Origin of the sequence: Kitasatospora sp. NPDC059462, assembly GCF_042749955.1 — a bacterium.
In the GTDB taxonomy this organism is placed as follows: Bacteria; Actinomycetota; Actinomycetes; order Streptomycetales; family Streptomycetaceae; genus Kitasatospora.
Genome location: NZ_JBHYUU010000358.1, coordinates 1 through 2,981, shown reverse-complemented (window position 1 = coordinate 2,981; position 2,981 = coordinate 1). Strand labels below are relative to the sequence as shown.

Annotated in this window: 1 protein-coding gene; it reads right to left on the bottom strand. The window is 75.2% G+C overall.

Going from position 1 to position 2,981, the window contains the following annotated elements:
* Nucleotides 1–107 precede the first annotated feature (107 nt).
* A partial coding sequence (locus ACFXAM_RS38355) for a serine hydrolase (RefSeq protein ID WP_380298535.1) occupies nucleotides 108–2,981 on the bottom strand: 2,874 nt, incomplete at its 5' end.

Sequence of the window (2,981 nt, the reverse complement as noted above, 5' to 3'; positions counted from 1 at the left end):
GACCGACGCATAGCGCGGTTTTAATTGACTACCCTCCCACCCGTCGGCTCTTAGCGGTCCGGGCGGGGGGCGGCGGGGCGGGGTGGGGCCCGGCCGCACCCGGAGGGTCAGGACTCGGCCCGGCGGGCCGCGGCGTCGTCCAGGCCGCGCTGCCACAGGCCGGTCAGCCGCTGCTGGCTCGGCCACACCTCGGCGATGACCCGCTTCACCAGCTCCCGGCCGGCCGTCGCGTTGGTCAGCAGCACCCCGCCGAGCCCCGAGTGGACCCGCAGGCCGGACATCGCCTGGTAACCGATCGCCTGTCCGCCGTGGCCGAACTCCAGGTCGGCCCCGCTGTCGTCGACGATCGTGCTCCAGCCGTACGGCCGGCCCGAACGCGGCGTCAGCATCTCCTGGACCAGCGGCCGCGGCAGCAGCGCGCCGGGCAGCCCCAGGTAGCCGCGCCGGACCTCCACGGCCAGCCGGGCCAGGTCGGTCGCCGTCGTCCACAGACCGGCGGCCGCCGACTCCGCGTAGACCTGGTAGCCGCCGGGCAGCGGCCGGCCGGGCTCGTCGTGGCCCAGGGCCACCGGGCGCCCGCCCGTCCTCGGGAACGCCGGGTCGAAGCTGCTCCCCGCCATCCCCAGCGGACCGAACACCAGGCTCCGGACCACCTCGTCGAAGGGCGCCCCGGTGAGGTCGCTCATCGTCTGCTGGAGGATCGAGATGTGGAGCGTGTTCATCAGGAACGCGCTGCCCGGGGCCGACGCGAAGCGGGGCGGCGGCGTCACGGCCGGCGGCCGTCCGTGCAGGACGTCCAGCACCGTCGGGATCGGCTCGTCCGGCGCGAACCGGTTGAGCCGCGGGTGCTGGGCGAACCCGGCCAGGTGGCCGAGCAACTGACGGAACGTCACCGCCGGTGCCGGGTCGCCGGGGATCCGCCACGAGGTGAGGTGCGCGTTGACGTCCTCGTCGAGGTCCAGGCCGCGCTCGGCCAGCAGCCGGAGCAGCGCGAAGGTGGTGACGTGCTTGCTGAGCGACCCGGCCGCGAACACCGTGTCGGTGGTGACCGGCTCGCTGCCGCCGGCGGCCAGCGTGCCGAACGCCTCGGCCGAGGCGATCGCGCCGTCCTGGATCAGCACCAGGCTGACGCCCGGCACCTCGTGGCGGGCCAGCAGCTCCGGCATGGCGAGGCCGATGGCCGAAGCGGCCCCGCGGCTGCGCCCGCCGTCGGCCCGACCGGCGTCCGCCTGCCCGCTGTTCGTCTGCCCGCTGTCGGTCTGCCCGCTGTTGGTCTGCCCGCTGTTCGCCCGGGCGCCGTTCGCCCGGGGCGCGGCGAGCAGGGTGCCCAGCTCGGCGACCAGGTTCTCGGCCAGCTCCCGCACCGTGTCCTCGGTGTGCAGATCGGCACTGTACGTCCAGCCGAGGTACAGCCGGCCGTCCTGGACCTCGGCGCGCACCGCCAGCTGGTGCCCCCGGCCCGCCGAGCCCTCGCGGACCTCGTCCTCCCGGCGCGGTGCCAGGAAGAGCCCCGACAGGGCCGAACCACGGCCCGCGGAGTCCTCCGGCCGGGCGAACGAGAAGCGGACCAGGGGGGCCGGCTGCGCGGCCAGCTCCTCGGCGACCACGGCGTCCGGCGCGAGGTGACGCAGCAGCCCGTAGCCGTACCAGGGCTCCGGCACACCGCGCAGCTGCTCGCAGACCGACCGCACGGCGGCCGCCGTGTCCCGGCGCTTCGGAAGCCACAGCGAGACCGGGAAGGCGTCGGCGAACGCACCGACCGCGCCACGGAGTTCGGGAACCTCGCGACGGAGGTCGCGGCCGACCTCGATGTCGATCCGGTCGTTGCCGGTCCAGCGGGTGAGCACCCGCCCCAGCACGCCGAGCAGGGTCTGCTCGGCCTCGGCACCGCCGAGCAGCGCGGCGGTCGGCTCCGGTGCCAGCACTGTGGTGAGCGTCCGCCGGCCGGCCCAGGTGTGCACGGCCTCCGGGTGGTCGACCGGCAGCTCCACCTGCGGCTGCCGGTTGAGCCAGAAGTCCGCCTGATCGGCGATCTCCGCGTCGCCCGCCCGCTTGGCCACCCGGCCGGCCCACTGCCGCCAGGTCATCGCCGGCCGGGCCCACTCGGCCGGCCGACCCTCGGAGAGGCGCCGGTACGCCGCTTCGAGGTCGAGCAGCAGGGTCTCCCAGGAGTCGGCGTCGACCGCCAGGTCGTACGCGGTGAGCCAGAGTTCGGGGAGCTGCTCGCTGCCGAGCACCCGGTCCCCGCCGAACCGGCAGAGACTGGCCCTGAGCACCGGACCGGCCTGCGGGTCCAGGTCGGCGCGGTCGGCCGCGGTGGCCGTCGCGATCTCCTCGGCCCGGCGCTCGGCCGGCACCGACTCCAGGTCGACCGTCCGCACCAGCTGCGCGGACTCGTGCGCCGCCGTCCAGCCACGGGGCACGGTGCCACTGGTGTCCAGGCGGAAGCGCAGCGCCTCGTGCTGGGCGACCACGGCCGCCAGCGCCTGCTCCAGGAGCTCGGGGTCGAGCGGCTCGGTCACCGGCACCCGGACCGAACGGGCCGGCGACCCGCCCTCCTCCAGCAGCCGGAGCTGGCCCGGCAGGAGCGGCGAGCGGTCGGCGTCGTCGGACTGCCCGCTGCCGACCAGGCCGGCGAGCTCCGCGAGGCTGCGGGCCTCGTAGATCATCCACAGCGACAGGTCCAGACCGGCCTGACGTGCGGAGTTGAGCATCCGGACGGCGCGGATGGAGTCGCCGCCGAGGTCGAAGAAGTTGTCCTCGACGCCGACCCGGGTGACGTCCAGACCCTCGCACCACAGGGCGGCGAGCTTCTCCTCGACCGGCGTGCGGGGCGGCGTGTGACGCCGGTTGGCGTCCGCCGTCTCCCGGTTGGGGGTGGGGAGTGCTCGGTGGTCGAGCTTGCCGTTGGCGGTGAGCGGGATGGTGTCGATGGTGACGAAGGCGGCGGGGACCATGTAGCGGGGGAGTGTGGCGGTGAG